We start from the raw sequence: 19188 nt of genomic DNA, 5'->3' as shown, positions 1-19188 counted from the left end.
CGTACGGCTGCACCGAGCCCCGCCCCTCCGACTCCCGGAGGGGCGGGGCTTTGTGCTGTCGGGTGTGGCGCCGCGTGTGGCGTCGGCCGGGAATGTCTGCTAGGAGCCTAATCTGACGTTATGTCACTCGATTTGCTCGGCTTCGACAATGTCCTGCTCCCTGTCGGCGACCTCGGCGCCGCGGTGGAGTTCTACCGACAGGCGGGGTTCCCGCTGTCGTTCCGCCTCGACGAGGCCGGGGTCGCCCTGTTCAAGGTCGGCCCGGAGATGCCCGGCGTACTGCTGCGGCACGAGGAGGGGATGCTCCCCGGCCCACCGCACGACACCGCCCCGCGCGCCTGGCTCGAGGTCCCGGACGCGAAGGCGGCGGCCCGGGCCCTGGAGGAGGCCGGGGTGGCCGTCCTGGGCAAGCCCTTCTCCGTCTCGACGGGCTACACCGTGGAGATCGCGGACCCGTGGGGCAACGTCCTCGGCTTCACGGACTACCTGAAGCGGCCGGAGCTGGCGCGGGGGTGAAGTGGGGCGTGCCGGACGGACTGCCGGGGGCCCGTGCGGGCCCGAGGGTCATCCGACGCCGATCAGCACGCCCAGCGAAGCGATCGCCAGCAGGAAATGCAGCACGGTCAGGACGAGGGCCGCGGGATGCATCCACAGGAGATGCCAGCTTCGTTCCCCCGTGCTCTTCCGCCACAGCCCACCCTTGCGGGACAGCCATGTCCCGTACGCCGCCACTCCGGTCGGCAGCACTGCCAGCACGTTGGGCACATCGGACGCCTCGCCCAGCAGGGGCACGAGGAGCGCGATGACCACCGGCAGCAGGGCGAGGGCGAAGGCGAGCAGGACCATGTGCTCCTTCAGGGATCGCACGGGCACCCCGGGCCGCAGAGAGCGCGGAAACAGTGACGCGACGGACACCGGCCCGGGCGCCGCCGGCGAGGCGCTCCGGTACGGGGCTGCGCCGTGGGGATGCGCCAAGTTCCGTGTCGGGTAGGGCGGGTTGGGCGGGGCATCGGCCGTGGTCCGGGTCGGGGCCGAGGGTCCCGCGGCGGGCCGGGGCGGCGGCAGCGGAGCGGCGGGTTCCGCCGGTGGCCGAGCCGCCGACGTACGGGTCGGCTCCGCGTGCAGGTTGCCCCGCGGGGACCGCGGTGGCGCGTGGACGCCGGCGGGGGCGGTGCCGACCGGCGTCGTGGGGCTGTACGCGGCCGGGGGGCTCGCGAGGCGGGCACGGGCGTCCTCCACCGCCGCGCGCATGCGCTCGGCGTCCCGGAAGCGGTCGTCCGGGCTCTTGGCCAGCGCCGTGGCGACCAACTCCTCTATGTATGCAGGGAGTTCGATGCCCCGGTCGGAGAGCTTCGGCGGTGGGGCCGTCGCGTGCTGGTACCCGATCCGGAATCCGCTGTCCGCGTCGAACGGCACGTCCCCGGTGAGCAGCCGGAAGAGCAGGACACCGACCGCGTACAGGTCCGTGCGTCCGTCGAGGTCGCGGCCGGACTCGAACTGCTCGGGCGCCATGTAGTGCGGTGTGCCCACCGAGAAGCCGGTCCGGGTGAGCGTGCTGCCCTGGTGGTCGAGGGCGTGCGCGATGCCGAAGTCCATGACCTTGACCGAACCGTCCCGGCACACCATGACGTTGGCCGGTTTGATGTCGCGGTGGACCATCCCGCGGGCGTGGCTCGCCGCGAGGCCGGACAGTACGTCGGAGACCACCGCCAGCACCTCTTCGGCCCCGGCCGTCCGGGGATCGCGCGGCGCCCACTCCGCGAGCGTGCGGCCGTCCAGGTACTCCATGACGATGTACGGCACGGCGCCGCCTTCGAGCGGCTCCTCCCGGACGTCGTAGACCGAGACGACCATGGGATGGCTGAGCCGGGCGATCGCCCGCGCCTCGCGCCGGAACCTCTCGCGGGCGCTCGCATCGACGGCGAGTGCGGCGTTCATCGTCTTGAGCGCGACCTCGCGATCCAGTTCGGAATCCCAGGCCCTATGGACGGCCGCCATGCCGCCTTCACCCATCAACTCCCCGACGACGTATCGCCCTTGGTCCAGTTCCTGCCCCGGCTCCAGCCCCGCGACCATCGCGCGCCACACCTCCCTCACCAGAGACGCACGTTATCCAATGCACTGTCCGCGCTCCATGGGCACCCATGGTTGAACGTGTTCAAAAAAAGGTCTAGAGTCAGGGCCATCAGCTTTTGAACGTGTTCAAGAATGGTCTGCGGGCCGTGGGACGCGTTCCGAAGACGGCTCGAGCAAGGGCAGGATCATGGACCTCACAGTCCTCGCGTACGTCGTGTACCTGGTCATCAGCATCAGCCTCACCGTGTGGGTGGCGCGCACCCTCAGCCGCAACGGACGGATCTTCCTGGCCGATGTGCTGCAGGGGAACGAGAAGCTCGCCGACGCCGTCAACCACCTCCTGGTAGTCGGCTTCTACCTGGTCAACCTAGGCTTCGTCGCGCTGTACTTGAGCGGCGACGAGTCGCTCGCCGACGCCCGCGCCGTCTTCGAGGCGCTCTCGGTGAAGCTAGGTGTCGTGCTGCTCGTCCTCGGTGTCCTGCACCTCGGCAACGTCTGGGTGCTCAACAAGATCCGGCGCCGCGGCATGATGGAGCGCGAGCAGCAACCGCCGGTCCCGCCCCAGGGATTCGCCGGCGAGCAGGGTCCGTGGGCCACTCCGACCGGAGCCTGACGATGCACACCGCCGCCGCTCCCGCCGACCGCCGGCCCGCACCGCCTCCCGTACGCCGCCTGACCGTGCTCTACGACGCCGAGTGCGCCCTGTGCACGCACGTACGCGGCTGGCTGGCCGGGCAGCGGAAGTTGGTGCCCATCGACCTGGTGGCCGCCGGTTCCGCGGAGGCGCGACGGCGGTTCCCCGCGATCGACCACGGCAAGACCTTCGACGACATCACCGTGATCGGCGACGGCGGGCAGCTCTACCGCGGGCCGGCCGCCTGGGTGGTCACCCTGTGGGCGCTGGCCGAACATCGGCCGCTCGCCCACCGGTTGGCGACCCCGGCGGGCGCCCGGATCGCGCGGGCCACCGCGCTCGCCGCCGCCCGCTACCGGTCCGCGCAGCGCCCCTCCGAAGGCAATTGGGGCGGTGGCGTGTACCGCAGAGGGGACGGCTGGACGTACCGGCCCGACCGGGGCTGGGTGTTCACCGGATCCGACGGCCCGGACGGCTGCGCCGACGGCCGCTGTGCGACTGGTTAGGCTCTGACACCGTGCTAGGAGCGAGCGACACCCCGGACGAGGAACCCCCCGCGGCGGCGGGCAGGAACGACGGGCCGCAGCAGCCCCCGGCGAGCGGCGGAGGACCGCGGCTCGCCAAGGACGCCGGAGAGCCGCGCCCCGCGAAGAGTGAGCAGACACGGACGCTGATCCTCGAGACGGCGATGCGGCTGTTCCAGGAGCGGGGGTACGACAGGACGACGATGCGGGCCATCGCCAAGGAGGCGGGGGTCTCGGTCGGGAACGCGTACTACTACTTCGGCGGCAAGGAGCACCTGATCCAGGGCTTCTACGACCGGATCGCGGCCGAACACCGGGCGGCGGTACGGCCGGTGCTCGACCGGGAGAAGGACCTGGAGGCGCGGCTCGCCGGGGTGCTGCGGGCCTGGCTGGACGTGGCGGACCCGTACCACGAGTTCGCCACCCAGTTCTTCAAGAACGCCGCGGACCCGGACAGTCCGCTCAGCCCGTTCTCCACGGATTCGGAGCACGCGCGGGAGGCCGCGCTCGATGTGCACCGGGAGCTGCTCACCGGTTCCAAGGCCAAGGTGCCGGAGGAACTGCGGGGCATCCTGCCGGAGTTGATGTGGCTGTCGCAGATGGGGCTCGTCCTGTACTGGGTGTTCGACCGTTCGCCGGGGCGGCGGCGCAGTTACCGGCTCGCCGAGCGCGGCGCACGGCTCACCGCCCGCGGGGTGGCACTGGCCCGGTTCCGGGTGCTGCGGCCGCTGGTGGTCGAGGTCCACGACCTGTTCACGGACTTCCTGCCCGGGATCACGCGGCCGGCCGGGCCGCCGGAGGGGGACGGCCCGGCGGACGCGGCCGGGGCGGGGACCGTCAGGTGACGGCGTCCGCCTCGCCCGCGGGCCGGACCGGCAGCTCCACGTCGTACACCAGCGGGTCGGTGCCCACCTCGATGAGGAAGGAGCGAGCCGTGCTGCCGGGCGCGCTCACCACCAGGTCGTACCGGCCCGCTCCCGGCACCGACACGATGTAGGAGCCGTCGGCGAGCGAGTCGACCCGGTCGAGGCGCGCGCCGGACGGTCCGAAGAGGGTGAGCGTCGCGCCCTGGACGGGCTCTCCCTGCGGGGAGCGGATCAGGCCGAAGACCGCCGAGGCGACGCCCGCGTCCGCACCACCGGGCACCAGGCCGGCGTCCGGCTCGCTCGTACCGCCCGTTTCCGCCGGGCCGGCGCCCGCGTCGCGCTGCGGGCCGACGACGCACGCCGCCGCTCCGCGTCGTACCGCGTCGTGTTTGCGGCGCCAGGCCCGCCGGGGCCGCCACCGTCCGGGACCGGTCCACAACCACAGGACCATCAACCGGTGCCAGGGGAACCGCGGTCCCCTCCGTCGTTTCCTTCCCGTCCTCATCTCCTGCCCCCTCTGTGCAGTCCGTGGACCGGGGCCCGACCCGTGCAGGCGGGTCTGCCCGCAAGGTCGGATTCCGGTCCTGTCGTACGCACTCGGTCTCCAGGATCCGTCGAAGACAGCTCGGAACAACTGATTCCGGGCGAACTCTCAAGCAACTCCAAAGCTGGGCCCGTCCCGGCGCTCGCCCGGGCCGCGGATACTGGTGCCATGAGCCAGCCGTCAGCCGGTGAGGGCGCGACCGTGCTCGTCGTCGAGGACGAGCCGAGCATCGCCGATGTCCTCGCGATCGCCCTGCGCTACCACCGCTTCCGCGTGCTCGTCGCGAGCAGCGTCCGCGAGGCACGCACGCACGTGGCCGGGACCAGGCCCGACGCCGTACTCCTCGACGTGATGCTGCCCGACGGCGACGGGCGGCTGCTCGCCCGTGAGCTGCGCGGGAGCTGCCCGGACACGGCGATCGTGTTCCTCACCGCGCGGGACGCGCCCGCGGAGATCGTCGGCGGGCTCGGCCTCGGGGACGACTACATCACCAAGCCGTTCAACATCGACGAGGTCGTCGCCCGCGTCGGCGCCGTACTGCGCCGCACCCGTCCCGCCGCGGACGGCAGCGAGAGCGACGTACTGCCGTCGGCGCCGCCGCTGCGCTACCAGGGCCTCGAACTGGACGAGACGACCTACACGGTGCGCCGCGAGGGCCGCCAGGTCCAGCTCACCCCGACCGAGTACGCCCTGCTGCGCTTCCTGGTCCGCAACGGCGGCCGGGTGGTGACCAAGGAGCAGCTCCTGCGGCATGTGTGGAGCTACGAACATGCCGCGGAGTCCACCGTCGTCGAGACGTACATCAGCTATCTGCGGCGCAAGCTCGCGCCGCTCGGCGCGCCGGAGATCACCACCCGGCGGGGCGTCGGGTACGGGCTGGCATGAAGCTCTTCGGCCGCCCGCGCCCCGGGTCCGCGACCGCCCGCAAGGGCCGGCGCCGCCATTCGCTGCGCGCCAAGCTGACCGCGGTGAACGTACTGCTGCTCGCGCTCGGTGTGGCGGCCGCCACCGCGGTGAGTCTGATGGGCATGCGGCACTATCTGCTCGACAAGGTGGACACCGAACTGGTGTCGTCCCGCCAGTCGTTGGAGCTGACCGGTCTCACCCGGCAGCAGATCGAGGCGCTTGGTGCGGTCGGCTCGCTGCGCGACCAGCTGGCCCAGGGCATGCGGGCGGACGGCTCACCGCCACGGCCCGGCATGATCTTCGCCGCGGTCGACGCCCGGGGGCGTGCGCTGTCCTTCGCCGGGGTGCCGCCCACACCGGAGCAGCACACGCTGGTGGCGGCCCTCGACGACCCGGTGGGGATGGCTCGTACGCAGGCCGGACCGCGGGACGTCGAGATGGACGGCGACTCCTACCGGGCGGTGGGCGCCCGGCTCGGGGACGACTCGGTCGTGGTGATGGCCGCCTCGACGCAGGCCGTGCACGTGGGGATCCGGCAGGCGCTCAAGCTCGATCTGGCCTTCGGTGCGCTGCTCGTGCTGCTGCTGACCGTACTGACCCTGGTCGGCACCCGCCGCAGTCTGCGTCCGCTGGAGGACATGGTGGAGACGGCGTCGGCCATCGCCGAAGGGGATCTGACCCGGCGGGTCCCCGCGGGCCAGAATCCGGTGACCGAGATCGAGCAGCTCAGACTCGCCCTCAACTCGATGCTCCACCAGGTCGAATCGGCCTTCGACACCCGCGAACGCAGCTCCGAACAGCTCCGCCGCTTCGTCGCGGACGCCTCGCACGAGCTGCGCACCCCCCTGTCCGCGATCCGCGGCTACCTCCAGTTGTACGACCGCGGGATCCTCCACGACCCCGACGAACGCACCCGCGTATGGGGCCGGACGAACGCGGAGGTGGACCGCATGGGCCGGCTCGTCGAGGAGCTGCTGACCCTGGCCCGCCTCGACCAGGAGCCCGAACTGCAGCTGCGGAACGTGGACTTGAGCCGTCTCGTACGGGACGCGGCGCAGGATCTGCGGGCGCAGCAGCCCGACCGGCCGGTGTCGGTGTCGGCGGACGGGGCGATCCTGGTGCGCGCGGACGAGTCCGGGCTGCGCAAGGTGGTCGGCAATCTGATGGGCAACATACGTGCGCACACGCCTTTGGAGGCCGCGGTCTCGATCGGACTGGCCCGCAGCGAGGGCATGGTGCGGCTCACGGTGGCGGACGAGGGTCCCGGGCTGTCGTCCCGGGACGCGTCGCGCATCTTCGACCGGTTCTTCCGTACCGGCGGCAGTCCGGGCAGCGGGCTCGGGATGGCGATCGTGCAGGGTGTGGTGGCGGCGCACGGCGGCGAGGTGGCGGTGGCGACGGAGCCGGCGGCGGGGCTCACGGTGACGGTCAGCCTGCCGGCGGAGCCGGTGGGGGTGTCCCGGGGGGACGTCTTTCCGGGGAAGCGGGCCTGATCTCTCCGGGCGCGCAGCCCGCCAGCATCAGTAGGTGTCGAACCCGACGTCGACCGTCGATGCGCCGCGCAGAGGTGCGATCTGCTCGGCCTCGTCCCGTAGCGCCTGCTGGTCGCGCTTCGGCAGGGAGGCGAACGTCCTGACGGTCACGGCCAGTTTCCGGCCGCTCTTGCGTGGCCGCCAAGTGCCGCTGATCCGGCCGTGGGTGAGGATCGCGCCCGGTTCGCCGACCGTCTTCCACACCTCGCGGTGGTACTTCTCGTCGACGATGGTGTCGCGGTCCCGCATCTGGGTGTACGGGTCCCGTGGCGGGAGCAGCCGTACGCCTTCGGGCTCGGGTGCGGACCTCAGTGCGGCGAGGTCTTCGGTGAGGATCCACGCCTTGCGGCCGCCGAGGTCCACCTGGCTGAGCTCCTCCTCGAGCAGGGACCACCAGGGGTCCACGTCGCCTGCCTTGACTCCGAGCCAGGCGGCGAAGTGCCCCCGGGTCGAGGGTCCGTAGCTGCGCAGGTAGCGGCGCAGGAGTTCGGAGCGGGCGAGCTGCGGGGCGGTGTCCGTGACCGGGGTGTCGAGCCATTCGTCGACCAGGACGAAGGGGGCCTCGTTCCTGGTGCGCGGGGCGAAGCAGAGGGTCCCCTGCAGCGTGAGGATGCGGACGCAGAAGTGGACGACGCCCTCACCGAGCGACTGGCCCTCGGCATGCGGCCCGTCGCTCTGCCAGATCTCGCGCTGCTTCTTCGGCAGGGTGCGTGCGATCCGCTGGGCGAGGTCCGCGCCCAGTTCGTCGATAGCGAGCCGGCGCCCGGAGAGTACGGCGTGGATCTCGGCGTCCGTGCGCTCGACCGCTTCGGTCAGGCTCATGCCGAGCCTGTCCACGGACCGCTCCACTCCGGTGACGAGGTGGCGCTTCGCTTCGTCGGTCGGCGGGAGCACGCCGGTGGTGAAGACGGGTGCGTCGGCGGCGGGGAAGAAGAAGGGCAAGCCGCGCATGCACCAGGTCTGGAGCAGGCTCTTCGTGCCGGCGATCTCCTCCGTCACCTTGTCCTGCGTGACGTCCCGCACTCTGGCGTGCAGGGCGAGGAGCGCAGAACCGGGCGGGCTGTTCTGGATCCCGCACCGGCCTGCTGCGTCGAGCAGTCCGTCGGGGTCGAGGCGCTCGGTGAGGTGATGGGCGCCGAGACGGAAGGCGATGACGTCGCTCTTCGAGACCTTGCCGGGCATGGGCGCATCGTAGGCGGCGGGTTCAGGCGAGGGTGCCGTCCGCGGTCGCGCGCTCGGGTTCGGGTTCGGGGTCGGACTCAAGCTCCGGCTCCGGTTCGGTTTCGGGCGGTTCGCTCACCAGGGCCCATACGGTGCGGCCGTAGCGTCCGTCCTGCCACACTCCCCAGGCCTGGGCCAGCGTGCCGACGATCCGGGGCCTTCCCTGCGGGCCGTCGTCGCCGGGGCCGCCCTCGAGGTCGCCGTCCAGGGTGAGGCGGACGGCCGCCGTTCCGTCGTCGGACACCTCGATGAAGCACGCGCGGCCGGCGAGTACGGTCACGGCGACCTCGAACTCCCGCTCCCTGGCCGGTCCGTGCCGGATCGCGAGGGTGGCCAGCTCGGACACCAGGAGCACCGCGTCGTCGGCTGCGGATCCGGTGGTGCCTGCCGCGCCGGCGGGGCGGTCCCAGGCGGCGAGGTGGTCGCGTACCCGCTGCCGGGCGAGGGCCACGTAGGCGGCGTGCCGGGGCAGCCGGACCACGTTGCGTCGGAGCACTGCGCCACCTCCGGGCACCGTTCGCACACACCTCGGGCACATGATGGTGCGATGCGGAAGCGGGCCCTGTCATCCCGGACCGCATCAACGGCCGGGCGCGTGGCCGGTTTTCGGTGGTAGGGGGTCAGGCCTGCCGGGAGGCGAGGGTGACCACGGTGATGTCCGAGGGCGCGCCCACCCTGACGGGCGGCCCCCAGGCCCCTGCGCCGCGGGTCACGTAGAGCTGGGTGTCTCCGTAGCGTTCCAGGCCGGCCAGGGTGGGGTTGGCGAGGTCCGCGATGATGTTGCCCGGCCACATCTGGCCGCCGTGGGTGTGGCCGGAGAGCTGCAGGTCTACGCCGTGCTTCACCGCGTCGTGGATCATCACGGGCTGGTGGGCGAGGAGCACGGACGCCCGGGAGGTGTCGCGGTCCCCGAGTGCCTTGGCGTAGTCGGGCCCCTGGTTCTGGTCCTCGCCGGAGATGTCGTTGACGCCTGCGAGGTCGAAGTCGCCGATGGGGAGCCGGGCGTTCTCCAGGGGGTGCAGGCCCAGTTCCCGTACGTGCTCGACCCATTCCTCGGCGGCGTCCGAGATGTACTCGTGGTTTCCGGTGACGAAGAACGAGCCGTGGCGCGACTTGAGCTGCGCCAGCGGCTCGGCGGCCGGGCCGAGGTCGGCCACCGACCCGTCGACGAGGTCGCCGACGACGGCCACCAGGTCGGGCTGGGTGGAGTTGATGGTGTCGACGATGCGCTGGGTGTGGCCGCGGCCGAGTACCGGTCCGAGGTGGATGTCGCTGACGACGGCGATACGGAATCCGTGGGCGCGGCGCGGCAGTCGGGCCAGCGGCACGGTGACCCGCTTGACGGCCGGGCCGCCGAGGACGTTCTGCGCGCCCGCTCCGACGGTCGCCACCGCGGCGGCGGCCGCGGCACCGCCGACGACCCGGGAGACGAAGAGACGGCGGGAGGGCCCTGGGGCTGCCGGGGACGCGGGGGCCGCCGGCTCGGTGGGCGCGGGGGGTGCGGTGCGCGCGTCGGGCGCCCGACCCGCGTCCGCCCCGGCCTCTTCCGACTCCCCGGTGTGCGGGACGAGCGCCGGCTCTTCGTCCGCGGGCGCGGCGGGCACGGCGACCGAACCGGTGTCCGGGCGGCGCACGTCACGCTGTTCGAGGAACCGGCGCAGTAGCGGGCGCACCGCTTCGCCGACGACCAGCGCGAGGCTCACGTAGATGAAGAACGCCATCCACAGATAGCCCGGCCACGCCACGATCTGCTGCAGCCAGAACGGCGCACCGGCCCGGCCGGAGCCCGGTGCCGCGACCATCAGGGCCGGCCCGGCGATGAACACGGCCGTACCGATACGACGGGCCGCGGAGCCCGCCGCCGTGGTGTCACGGACGAGGCGCCGCCATCCGTACCAGTGCAGCGCGACGAGAGCGGCGAGCACCGCCACACCGGCGATCACGAAAACTGCGACCACGTCGATGACTCCTTGTCAGGTACGGCGCAGGGCGCGCAGTCCGCGGAACCCGATGACCCCGACCACCGTCCCCAGGAGAAAGGACGTCACGGCGAGCAGCAGATGGACCCAGAAGTACGTGGTCGGGTCACCGGCGTCGTCGAAGGCGAGCCCGCTCCCGTCCTTCCACAGATTCTTGACGAAAGTGACCCAAATGACCCAGCTCCAGGCCCCGAAGGCGAGAAGGAACCAGGACACGGGGCGGCTGAGCTTCATACCTTCAGTATCTCCGGGACCCCGGTGGAGTCGCCGCCGGGGTGGGGGCAATGACCGGAGCGGTCACGAAAAGAGTGATTGTCCTACGACACAGGGCACTCCGGGTGCCTCAAGCCGGGGGAAGCCCTGTACGTTCTCGTCCGTGCCTGCATCGAGTGCGTCTTCTATGACAACTACTGCGCCTTCTTTGTCGTCCACTGCCCGTTCTGCTGTCGGTTTCTGGGCAACGAAGGGCGCGGTGACGTTCGTTTCCGCCGCGCTGCTCACCGTCTCCGCCGGTGGGCCGGCTCTCGCGGACGACAAGCCGGGCAGCAAGCCGGACCAGCCGAAGCCCCCCTCCGCGATGTCCTCGGTCGGCGGCGCGCGGCTCGGCCAGCCCGGCACCCAGGTGAACCTGGGCACCAAGACCCCCGTCCTGCCGAAGAAGGTCACCGGCCGCTCCTGGATGGTGTCCGACGCGGAGACCGGCGACATCCTCGCCTCGCACAACGCGCACTGGCGGCTGCCACCCGCGAGCACCCTGAAGATGCTCTTCGCCGACACCGTGCTGCCGAAGCTGCCCAAGGACCAGAAGCACAAGGTGGAGCCCTCGGACCTGGCGGGCATGGGCGAGGGCAGCAGTCTGGTCGGCGTCAAGGAGGACGCGTCCTACTCGGTGCACGACCTGTGGCTCGGGGTCTTCCTGCAGTCCGGCAACGACGCGGTGCACGTCCTGTCCGCGATGAACGGCGGCGTCGACAAGACCGTCCAGGACATGAACCGGCACGCGGAGCAGCTGCAGGCACTGGACACCCACGTCGTCAGCCCGGACGGCTATGACGCCAAGGGGCAGGTCTCCAGCGCGTACGACCTCTCCCTGATCGCGCGCTCCGGGCTGCAGAAGAAGGACTTCCGGGAGTACTGCTCGACGGCCACCGCGAAGTTCCCGGGCGGCGGCAAGGCCGACGACTTCGACATCCAGAACACCAACCGGCTGCTCACCGGGGCCGACGGGGTGACCCCGTACAAGGGCATCGCGGGAGTGAAGAACGGCAGCACCACGCACGCGGGGACCACGTTCACCGGTGTCGCCGAACGGGACGGCAAGGTCCTCCTGGTGACGGTCATGAACCCCGACTCCGACGAGTCGCAGGCCGTCTACAACGAGTCCGCGCGACTGCTCGACTGGGGCTTCGCCGCGGCCGGCAAGGTCGACCCCGTCGGCGAACTCGTCGCCCCGAAGGGCGCGGCCGGCGATGCGGCGTCCAAGGGCTCGCCCGCGCACGGCAAGGACCATGGCAAGGGCACGGGGCAGTCGGCCGCCGCCGCGAAGAAGGACGACTCGAGCGGGCTCGGTATCGCACTCGCGATCACCGGCGGCGTGCTCGCCGTCATCGGGGCGGGCGTCTTCCTCGTCAACCGCCGCTGGCCGCTGCCCGACCTGGTGCGGCGGTTGCCCCGCCGCTGAGCTCCTCCGCCGTCACGCCCCCGTCCGGAGCCTCGTTCTGCTCGGGGCGCGTGAGTGACTTCGTCGCCGTCCAGGCGGCGCAGAACAGCAGCAGTTTCGCCGTGAAGTTGATCCACAGGAGCAGTGCCACCGGTACGCCGAACGCCCCGTACATGGACCGCGCCGCCACCTCGCGCATATAGCCGCCGATCAGCAGCTTGAGGAGTTCGAAGCCGACGGCCCCGATCAGGGCCGCGACGAACAGCCGGCGGCGCGGCGGCTGCACCCCGGGCAGCAGACTCAGGACGTAGAGCAGGATCAGGAAGTCGGCGAGCACGGCGAGGGCGAACGCCACCGTGACCAGGAGTCCGCTGCCCGCCCCGGTGTCCGCGATGCCGACCTGGCGGGCCATCCAGCTCGCCGCGGCGGAGCCGAGGTACGAGGCGGCGAACGAGGCGAGTCCGGTCAGGCCGAGCCCCCCGAGCACGGCGGCGTCCTTGGCCTTGCGCAGCACCACGTTCTCGTCCTCGTCCACCTCCGGCTTGCCCCAGACGGCGCGCAGGCAGCCGCGCATCGAGCCGACCCAGTTGATGCCGGTGAACAGCAGCGCGCCGCCGGCGACCAGGCCGACCGTGCCGGCGTTGTCCACCAGCGCCGAGATGTCGAGTTCGCCCGCGATACCGGGGACCTGCTCGGCGATGGTGTCCTCGACCTTGCGCAGCTGACTGCCGCTCAGCAGCATCGCGGCGACCGCTGCGCCGACGGTGACGAGCGGGAACAGGGCCAGGAAACTGATGAACGTCATCGCCGCCGCGAGCCGCGACCATTGGGCCGCGTCGAGGGTCTCGTACGACCTCCACGCGTGCGTGCCCATCAGCCGGGTGGCGAGCGGTCCGATGCCCGGGAGCTTTTTCAGCCAGTCCATGGTTCCTGTCTTCCCCGTCCTGCCGCTCTCCCCGCAGTCGGAAGACCAACGTCCGCGTTCCCCGGAGGTGCGGGGCGATTCCGTGCCCGCGCCCGCACCGGAGACGCTATCCGCAGGCCGCGCCGTGAAACCGAGGACGTGGCGGGGTTCCCGGACGACATCGCGCGGTTCCCGGTCCCGCTCTGCCCCGTACGGCCGACACCCGTACCCCGACGGGGGCCGTACGGCCGATATCCCTACCGCAATACCGGGTGACACTCGCTTAATCACGCATATGTGGCATGAGTGTCATAGATCCGGCAATTCTCCCGTCGGCGGGTAGCGTCGCCCCCATGTCTGCCGACTCGGTTTCCGTCACGGGCTGGGGTCGCACCGCCCCCACCAACGCCCGCCTGATCCGCCCACGCACACAAGAGGAGACGGCCGACGCCGTCCGGGACTGCGGGGCGCGCGGCAGCATCGCACGCGGACTCGGCCGCGCCTGTGGAGACGCCGCACAGAACGCCGGGGGCTCCGTCCTCGACATGACCGCCCTCGACCAGGTGCATTCCATCGACTCCTACGCGGGCACCGTCGTCTGCGACGCGGGCATCAGCCTGCACCGGCTCATCGAAGTACTGCTGCCGCTCGGCTGGTTCGTGCCCGTCACGCCCGAGACCCGCTACGTGACCGTCGGCGGGGCCATCGGCACCGACGTCCACGGCAAGAACCACCACACGGCGGGATCGTTCAGCCGGCACGTGTCCTCGCTGGAACTGCTCACCGCCGACGGCACCGTGACCACCGTGGAACGTGGCACGGAGCTGTTCGACGCCACCGCAGGCGGAATGGGCCTGACCGGCGTGATCCTCACCGCCACCATCGAACTCATCCAGGTCCGCACCTCGTTGATGTCCGTGGACACCGAACGGGCCACCGACCTGGACGACCTGATGGCCCGTCTCACCGCCACCGACCATCGCTACCGCTACTCGATCGCCTGGATCGACCTCCTCGCGCGCGGGACCTCCATGGGCCGCTCCGTACTGACACGAGGCGACCACGCACCCGTCGACGCACTGCCCGCACGCGCGCGCAGGGAGCCGCTCGCCTTCCGGCCGAAGCGGCTGCCCGCCGCGCCCGCACTGTTCCCGGAACGGCTGCTCGGCCGCGGTTCGGTCAGCCTGTTCAACGAACTCTGGTACCGGCGTGCTCCACGCGCGCGTAGCGGCGAACTGCAGAAGCTGTCCACGTTCTTCCACCCCCTCGACGGTGTGCCGCACTGGAACCGGGTCTACGGGCGCAGCGGATTCGTCCAGTACCAGTTCGTCGTCGGGCACGGGCAGGAGGAGGCGCTGCGCCGGATCGTCGGACTGCTGTCGCAGCGGGGCTGCCCCTCGTTCCTGGCCGTACTGAAACGGTTCGGCGAGGGGGATCCGGGCTGGCTGTCCTTCCCGATGCCCGGGTGGAGCCTCGCTCTGGACATCCCCGCGCGGATGCCGGGCCTCGGCACGTTCCTCGACGAACTGGACGCCGAGGTCGCCGAGGCGGGCGGCCGCGTCCACCTCGCCAAGGACGCCCGTCTGCGGCCCGAGATGCTCGCCGCGATGTATCCCCGCCTGGACGCCTTCCGTGCGCTGCGGGCGCATCTCGACCCGCGCGGCGTCTTCACCTCCGACCTGGCCCGGCGCCTCGCGCTCTGAGCCGATCCCCGCCCCGCCCGCTCACTCCCTCCCCCGCCCCTCCCGTTCACGCCCGCCCGTTCAGTCCCTCCCCCGCACCGTCCGGTCCTCTGAGTCAGGAGCCCGTGTCATGAAGGACGCCTTCGGCACTCCGCAGTCCCTGCTCGTACTCGGCGGGAGCTCCGAGATCGCTCTCGCCACCGCCCGCAGACTCATCGCCCGGCGCACCCGCACCGTCTGGCTCGCCGGCCGCCCCTCCCCCGCGCTCGAGGCAGCCGCGGAAGGGCTGCGGGCCCTCGGCGCCGACACACGCACCGTCGCCTTCGACGCGCTCGACACCGAATCGCACGCCGAGGTGCTCGGCAAGGTCTTCGCCGAGGGCGACATCGACCTGGTCCTGCTCGCCTTCGGTGTCCTCGGTGACCAGGACCGCGACGAGGCCGACCCGCTCGCCGCCGTCCGCGTCGCCCAGACCAACTACACCGGGGCCGTGTCGGTCGGCCTCATCTGCGGGACGGCGCTGCAGGCCCAGGGCCACGGTTCGCTCGTCGTGCTCTCCTCGGCCGCCGGTGAACGCGCCCGCCGCGCCGACTTCATCTACGGCTCCAGCAAGGCCGGGCTCGACGCGTTCACCCAGGGCCTCGGTGACGCTCTGCACGTGTCCGGGGTGCACGTGATGGTCGTACGCCCCGGGTTCGTACGGTCCCGGATGACCGCCGGCCGGCCCGACGCACCGCTCGCGACCACACCGGAAGCGGTGGCCTTGGCGATCGAGACGGGACTGCGGCGGCGCTCGGAGACCGTGTGGGTGCCGGGGGCGCTACGGGTGGTGATGTCGGCGCTGCGGCACACTCCGCGCGCGGTGTTCCGGCGGTTGCCGGTGTGAGGGGGCGCCTGCGGGGGGCGCCTGCGCCGGGGGTCGTCCGTGCAGGGGGCCGTCCGTGCAGGGGGCCGTTCGGCCCCGGCCTCAGCAGGTCGGGAGGGTGCCGCGGACGTCGCGTCCCGCCGACTGCGGCGGAATCGTGGGGCCACCGAAGGTGAACTCGCGCAGCTTGCGCCACACCGCGTCGGCACCCTGCTCGTACAGCGCGTACCCGGTGCAGGACCACGAGGCCGCGTAGTCGGACAGCTCCTCGTAGGCGCGGTCCATGGCTGCGTCGTCGATACCGTGCGCCACCGTCACATGGGGGTGGTACGGGAACTGCAGCTCACGGGCGATGGGCCCGGACGCGTCCCGTACCTGCTTCTGCAGCCAGGTGCAGGCGTCCGCCCCCTCGACCACCTGCACGAAGACGACGGGCGACACCGGGCGGAACGTCCCCGTCCCCGAGAGCCTCATCGGGAACGGACGGCCCGCCGACGCGACCTCCGCGAGATGCAGTTCGATCGCCGGCAGGGACACGGCGTCCACCTCGGTCGGTGGCAGCAGGGTGACGTGGGTCGGAATGCCATGCGCCGCGGGATCACCGAAGCCCGCACGCCGCTCCTGGAGCAGGCTGCCATGAGGCTCCGGGACCGCGATCGAAACGCCGAGCGTTACGGTCCCCACGTCGTCGTCCTCCATCTGTGGTCGGCAGGGGCTGCCAGTGTCTCCGGCACCCCCGCCACCCGGCCAGGGTCCTAGGTCCGTCCGCCGGCGGGCCGGGAGTCCTCCCGCGCCCGCCGGACATTCCGTCGGGTCAGTGCTTGGCGGGCACGAGGCCCACCCGGTCGTAGGCCCTGGCGAGAGTCTCGGCCGCGACGGTCCGCGCCTTCTCCGCGCCCTTCGCCAGGATCGAGTCGAGCGTCTCCGGGTCGTCCAGGTAGGCCTGGGTCCGCTCCCGGAACGGCGTCACGAACTCGACCATCACGTCGGCCAGGTCGGTCTTCAGCGCACCGTAGCCCTTGCCCGCGTAACTCTGCTCCAGTTCCTGGATACCGGTCCCGGTCAGGGTGGAGTAGATGGTCAGGAGGTTGCTCACACCCGGTTTGGCCTCGGCGTCGAAGCGGATCTCGGTGTCCGTGTCCGTGACCGCGCTCTTGACCTTCTTGGCCGTCGCCTTCGGCTCGTCGAGCAGATTGACCAGCCCCTTGGGGGTGGACGCCGACTTGCTCATCTTGATCGACGGGTCCTGGAGGTCGTAGATCTTCGCGACCTCCTCGAGGATGTGCGGGTCGGGGACCCGGAAGATGTCGCCGCCGAAACGCGCATTGAAACGCTCCGCGAGGTTGCGTGTCAGCTCGAGGTGCTGGCGCTGGTCCTCACCGACCGGCACCACGTCCGTGTCGTACAGCAGGATGTCCGCGACCATCAGCATCGGGTACGTGAACAGGCCGACGGTCGCCTGGTCCGCGCCGTGCCGCGCCGACTTGTCCTTGAACTGGGTCATCCGGGAGGCCTCGCCGAACCCTGTGATGCAGTTCATCACCCAGCCGAGCTGCGCGTGCTCCGGCACGTGGCTCTGGATGAAGAGGGTGCAGCGCTCCGGGTCGAGCCCGGCGGCCAGCAGCTGCGCGGCCGCGAGCCTGCTGTTCGCCCGCAGGTCCGCAGGGTCCTGCGGGACCGTCACCGCGTGCAGGTCCACGACCGAGTAGAAGGCGTCGTGGGTCTCTTGCAGAGCGACGTACTGACGGATGGCGCCGAGGTAGTTGCCCAGGTGGAACGAGCCCGACGTGGGCTGGATTCCGGAGAACGCACGCGGGCGGCGCTGCGAGGTGGAGGGACGTTCAGAGGCCATGTGCCCCATTGTCTCAGGTGGCTGGGACGGCTTCGGAGACGGAGTCGGAATCCAGGGGCGCGGGGTGGGGGGTGGTGGGCGCAGGGGGCGCGTGGTGGGGGGCGGTGGCTTTGGGGTGCGGGAGAGGCTCGGGGGGGGCGGGGCGGGTGGGTGCCGGTGCGGGCGGGTGCGGGTGGCCGCCTCGGAAAATTGGGTGCGGTGAAGTGGGAACCCCTTGTCGGGCTGCGGTGTATCACCTGTGTCAGAACGCGGGAGGGACGCGGGAGGGGGGGACACATCATCTGCGACGAAGCCGTGGTCATCGAGCGGGTGCGCACCGGAGAGGCGGAGGCGTATGCGGATCTGGTGCGTGCCCACACGGGCATCGCGCTGCGGGCAGCCAGAGCGCTGGGAGCGGGCGCGGACGCGGAGGACGTGGTGCAGCAGGCGTTCTTCAAGGCGTACCAGTCACTGGGGCACTTCCGGGACGGGAAGTCCTTCCGTCCCTGGCTGTTACAGATTGTCGCGAATGAGACGAAGAACACGGTCCGCTCGGCCGGACGTCTCAGAGCGGCAGCCGACCGGGAGGCGGCCCTCCTCGCCGCCGAGCCGGCCATACCCGAATCGGCGGACCCCGCCCTGGCAGCGGTCGAGGTCGAGCGGCGCACGGCCCTGCACCACGCGCTCAGCCGGCTGAGCGGCGACCACCGCCTCGTCGTGACCTACCGCTATCTCCTGGAAATGGACGAGGCGGAGACGGCCGAAGCCCTCGGCTGGCCCCGCGGCACGGTGAAGTCCCGACTGAACCGGGCCCTGAAGAAGCTCGGCCGCCTCCTACCGGAGGAGCCCACACCACAACCACAACCACCAGCACCAGCACACAGCGCACGAGCGAGCACACCGGTACCAGGTGACGGCCCCCTGCAGAAGGAGAAGGGACCGAGAGGAGGTGACAGGAATGACCGACGAGGACGGGAACGCCCCACCGCGGAAGGCCGGGCCTGAGCGCACACCACAGGACGATCGCGGCGAGGGCGAGACACAGGGCACCGGACTCGAATCGCACGGAGGGCGCGAGACACAGGACGAGGAGGGAGCGGCTTCCCCCGAACTACGCCGAGAACTGGTCGAGTTGGGGCGACAGCTGCGCCACCCTGACTTGCACGGCGAAACGATGGCCGAGCAGGTCCTGGCCCGCATAGTCGCCGAATCGGTTGCGACACCCGTCCGTGTCGCGCCCAGCCACTCGGAACGTCTGCGCGGATGGCTTCGCAGACACCGGCGCGGCATCACGGCCACACTGTGCGGTCTGCTCACCGTGACTGCCGTGACACCGCCCGTCCGGGCTGCGGTCGGCGAGTGGATCGGCTTCGGCGGAGTCGCCGTACGTCACGACCCGTCGGCCGACGCTCCAGACTCCGACGACGATCAGCCTGCCCGGCGGGACGGATGCGGAGGGCTGATTCCTCTGCCGGATGCCGGCCGCCTTGCCGGCTTCGCCCCCGTACTCCCCGAAGAGTTGGGGGCACCTACAGCCGCAGCCGTCACGATCCACGGTCCAGGACACCGCCGTGTACTCACGGTCTGCTGGACCGGCGGGGCGCACGGGCCGATACGCCTGGAGCAGTTCCCGGCGTCCATCGACCCACTGTTCTGGAAGACCACACGCGCGCGGTACGAGCAGGTGCAGGCGGCCGGCATCAACGGCCTGTGGTTCCCCGAGGTGCACACCCTGGAGCTGCGACTGCTCGGCCCGGACGGACACGGGTACCGCCGGCTCACCCACCCGGCCGGGCCGACGCTGGTCTGGCAGGTACAGGGACGGACCCTGCGTCTCGAGGGCGAATCGTCACGCGAGCGGGCCATCGAAATCGCGAAGAGCGCGGGGTCCGGCCGGGATAGGGGGTGACGGCAAGGGCGGGGACGAATGGGGCGGGAGGGGGCGGGGGGCCGGGGGGGGGGGG

19 protein-coding genes and 1 pseudogene are annotated in these 19188 nt (G+C 71.4%); 11 read left to right on the top strand and 9 right to left on the bottom strand.

What is annotated here, in order from left to right; translation table 11 throughout:
* The first annotated feature begins 120 nt into the window (after nt 1-120).
* Nucleotides 121-516 (top strand): VOC family protein, encoded by a 396-nt coding sequence (locus DSC45_RS01790; RefSeq protein ID WP_119286346.1) that lies wholly within the window; start codon nt 121-123, stop codon nt 514-516.
* Nucleotides 517-564: 48 nt separating this feature from the next.
* On the opposite strand, the gene DSC45_RS01785 is transcribed toward DSC45_RS01790, so the two are convergent.
* The gene (locus tag DSC45_RS01785; RefSeq protein ID WP_240434322.1) at nt 565-2097 is read right to left on the bottom strand and encodes a protein kinase domain-containing protein; all 1533 of its coding nucleotides are present in this window, start codon (nt 2095-2097) and stop codon (nt 565-567) included.
* 166 nt (nt 2098-2263) lie between these two features.
* Here DSC45_RS01785 and DSC45_RS01780 point away from each other — a divergent pair, with 166 nt between their 5' ends.
* The 3 genes from DSC45_RS01780 (at nt 2264) to DSC45_RS01770 (ending at nt 4079) form a co-directional block, all read left to right on the top strand.
* On the top strand, nt 2264-2689 hold the full coding sequence (locus DSC45_RS01780; protein ID WP_119286345.1) for a hypothetical protein: 426 nt from the start codon (nt 2264-2266) through the stop codon (nt 2687-2689).
* A 2-nt stretch (nt 2690-2691) separates the two neighbouring features.
* A complete protein-coding gene (locus DSC45_RS01775) occupies nt 2692-3216 on the top strand; it encodes a thiol-disulfide oxidoreductase DCC family protein (RefSeq protein WP_119286812.1) in 525 nt (174 codons plus the stop codon).
* Between the two features lie 164 nt (nt 3217-3380).
* Entirely contained in the window at nt 3381-4079 is a 699-nt protein-coding gene (locus tag DSC45_RS01770) for a TetR/AcrR family transcriptional regulator (protein ID WP_240434369.1), read from the top strand.
* Here the strand turns inward: DSC45_RS01770 and DSC45_RS01765 are convergent.
* Nucleotides 4072-4539 (bottom strand): carboxypeptidase-like regulatory domain-containing protein, encoded by a 468-nt coding sequence (locus DSC45_RS01765; RefSeq protein WP_240434321.1) that lies wholly within the window; start codon nt 4537-4539, stop codon nt 4072-4074. The two genes, DSC45_RS01770 and DSC45_RS01765, sit on opposite strands and share 8 nt — an antisense overlap.
* Nucleotides 4540-4812: 273 nt before the next feature.
* On the opposite strand from DSC45_RS01765, the gene DSC45_RS01760 reads away from it, so the two are divergent.
* Together DSC45_RS01760 and DSC45_RS01755 are read left to right on the top strand one after the other, a co-directional pair.
* Complete coding sequence (locus DSC45_RS01760) at nt 4813-5529, top strand: response regulator transcription factor (RefSeq protein ID WP_119286342.1); 717 nt, start codon at nt 4813-4815, stop codon at nt 5527-5529.
* Entirely contained in the window at nt 5526-7043 is a 1518-nt protein-coding gene (locus DSC45_RS01755) for a sensor histidine kinase (RefSeq protein WP_119286340.1), read from the top strand. The genes DSC45_RS01760 and DSC45_RS01755 overlap by 4 nt, the downstream gene beginning before the upstream one ends.
* Nucleotides 7044-7070: 27 nt before the next feature.
* On the opposite strand, the gene DSC45_RS01750 is transcribed toward DSC45_RS01755, so the two are convergent.
* The 4 genes from DSC45_RS01750 to DSC45_RS36210 form a co-directional block, all read right to left on the bottom strand.
* Nucleotides 7071-8264, bottom strand: a complete 1194-nt coding sequence (locus DSC45_RS01750) for a winged helix DNA-binding domain-containing protein (RefSeq protein WP_119286338.1) — start codon at nt 8262-8264, stop codon at nt 7071-7073.
* A gap of 22 nt (nt 8265-8286) precedes the next feature.
* The gene (locus DSC45_RS01745; protein ID WP_346426637.1) at nt 8287-8799 is read right to left on the bottom strand and encodes an ATP-binding protein; all 513 of its coding nucleotides are present in this window, start codon (nt 8797-8799) and stop codon (nt 8287-8289) included.
* Nucleotides 8800-8923: 124 nt separating this feature from the next.
* Nucleotides 8924-10261: a metallophosphoesterase gene (locus DSC45_RS01740; RefSeq protein ID WP_119286337.1), complete on the bottom strand. Its 1338-nt coding sequence runs from the start codon at nt 10259-10261 to the stop codon at nt 8924-8926.
* Between the two features lie 15 nt (nt 10262-10276).
* A complete protein-coding gene (locus tag DSC45_RS36210; protein ID WP_240434320.1) occupies nt 10277-10516 on the bottom strand; it encodes an SCO4848 family membrane protein in 240 nt (79 codons plus the stop codon).
* Here DSC45_RS36210 and DSC45_RS01735 point away from each other — a divergent pair.
* Nucleotides 10455-11963, top strand: a complete 1509-nt coding sequence (locus DSC45_RS01735; protein WP_240434319.1) for a D-alanyl-D-alanine carboxypeptidase family protein — start codon at nt 10455-10457, stop codon at nt 11961-11963. The two genes, DSC45_RS36210 and DSC45_RS01735, sit on opposite strands and share 62 nt — an antisense overlap.
* Here the strand turns inward: DSC45_RS01735 and DSC45_RS01730 are convergent.
* Nucleotides 11911-12867: a YihY/virulence factor BrkB family protein gene (locus tag DSC45_RS01730; protein ID WP_119286333.1), complete on the bottom strand. Its 957-nt coding sequence runs from the start codon at nt 12865-12867 to the stop codon at nt 11911-11913. The two genes, DSC45_RS01735 and DSC45_RS01730, sit on opposite strands and share 53 nt — an antisense overlap.
* A 332-nt stretch (nt 12868-13199) precedes the next feature.
* On the opposite strand from DSC45_RS01730, the gene DSC45_RS01725 reads away from it, so the two are divergent.
* Together DSC45_RS01725 and DSC45_RS01720 are read left to right on the top strand one after the other, a co-directional pair.
* A complete protein-coding gene (locus DSC45_RS01725) occupies nt 13200-14549 on the top strand; it encodes a decaprenylphosphoryl-beta-D-ribose oxidase (RefSeq protein WP_119286332.1) in 1350 nt (449 codons plus the stop codon).
* Between the two features lie 109 nt (nt 14550-14658).
* On the top strand, nt 14659-15414 hold the full coding sequence (locus DSC45_RS01720) for a decaprenylphospho-beta-D-erythro-pentofuranosid-2-ulose 2-reductase (protein WP_119286330.1): 756 nt from the start codon (nt 14659-14661) through the stop codon (nt 15412-15414).
* A gap of 81 nt (nt 15415-15495) precedes the next feature.
* Here DSC45_RS01720 and DSC45_RS01715 read toward each other — a convergent pair whose 3' ends face one another.
* Together DSC45_RS01715 and trpS are read right to left on the bottom strand one after the other, a co-directional pair.
* Nucleotides 15496-16077, bottom strand: a complete 582-nt coding sequence (locus tag DSC45_RS01715; protein ID WP_119286808.1) for a 2'-5' RNA ligase family protein — start codon at nt 16075-16077, stop codon at nt 15496-15498.
* Between the two features lie 130 nt (nt 16078-16207).
* Entirely contained in the window at nt 16208-17245 is a 1038-nt protein-coding gene (gene trpS, locus DSC45_RS01710; RefSeq protein WP_119286329.1) for a tryptophan--tRNA ligase, read from the bottom strand.
* A gap of 231 nt (nt 17246-17476) precedes the next feature.
* Here trpS and DSC45_RS01705 point away from each other — a divergent pair.
* Nucleotides 17477-18067 (top strand): annotated as a pseudogene (locus tag DSC45_RS01705) (RNA polymerase sigma factor); the annotation flags it as partial.
* 115 nt (nt 18068-18182) lie between these two features.
* Nucleotides 18183-19133: a hypothetical protein gene (locus DSC45_RS01700; RefSeq protein WP_119286327.1), complete on the top strand. Its 951-nt coding sequence runs from the start codon at nt 18183-18185 to the stop codon at nt 19131-19133.
* Nucleotides 19134-19188: the final 55 nt, after the last annotated feature.

Origin of the sequence: Streptomyces sp. YIM 130001, from assembly GCF_003574445.1 — a bacterium.
In the GTDB taxonomy this organism is placed as follows: Bacteria; Actinomycetota; Actinomycetes; order Streptomycetales; family Streptomycetaceae; genus Streptomyces.
This window is presented reverse-complemented; position numbering and strand designations above follow the sequence as displayed.